The organism is Oleiphilus sp. HI0061 (assembly GCF_001635675.1).
Window position 1 is genome coordinate 1 of record NZ_LWFE01000552.1, and the last position, 679, is coordinate 679.

General features: G+C 45.4%; 1 protein-coding gene. It reads left to right on the forward strand.

Annotated features, from left to right (window positions below; genetic code table 11):
• On the forward strand, positions 1–679 hold a 679-nt coding region (locus tag A3735_RS07200), incomplete at both ends, for a hybrid sensor histidine kinase/response regulator (RefSeq protein ID WP_156499493.1).

The window sequence follows — 679 nt, forward strand, 5'->3', positions numbered from 1 at the left end:
CTTGCCAGTATGTTTCAAATGCAGGCTAAGAACAAAGGGATTGAGCTTAACTTCAATATAGAAGGGCGATTGCCGAAAATGGTGATGGCAGATGAAAAGCGCTTGCGCCAGGTTTTGATCAATGTTTTGTCTAATGCTGTGAAGTATACACAAGAAGGTTCAATCGACTTTACGGTGAAGTACCGTTCTCAGGTGGCAGAATTCATTATCAAAGATACCGGGCCAGGGATAGAGGCTTCCTACCTTGCACGTATATTCGAACCTTTTGAAAGGGTGCGTAATACACATACACCGAATGTGCAGGGGACAGGTCTTGGTTTGACTATCGTGAAGCTCTTAACTGAAGTAATGGGTGGAGAGTTACAGGTCGACTCAGAACTTGGGAAGGGCAGTTGTTTTAAGGTGAGCTTAATGCTGCCCTGGGTGAACAATACTCAGCAGGTAGAAGAAGCCGTTAAGGCCAAGATAGTTGGCTACGAAGGTTATCAGCGAACTATCTGTTTGGTAGATGATGACCCGGTTCTAAGGGGCTTCTTGTCAGACTTACTCATTCCACTGGGCTTTACTACCTTAGAGGCTTTTGATGCACCATCTTGTATGGCGCTATTAGATACGGCCAAGCCAGATCTATTTGTTCTCGATGTCTCGATGCCTGGCAAAACAGGTTACGAATTGGCTG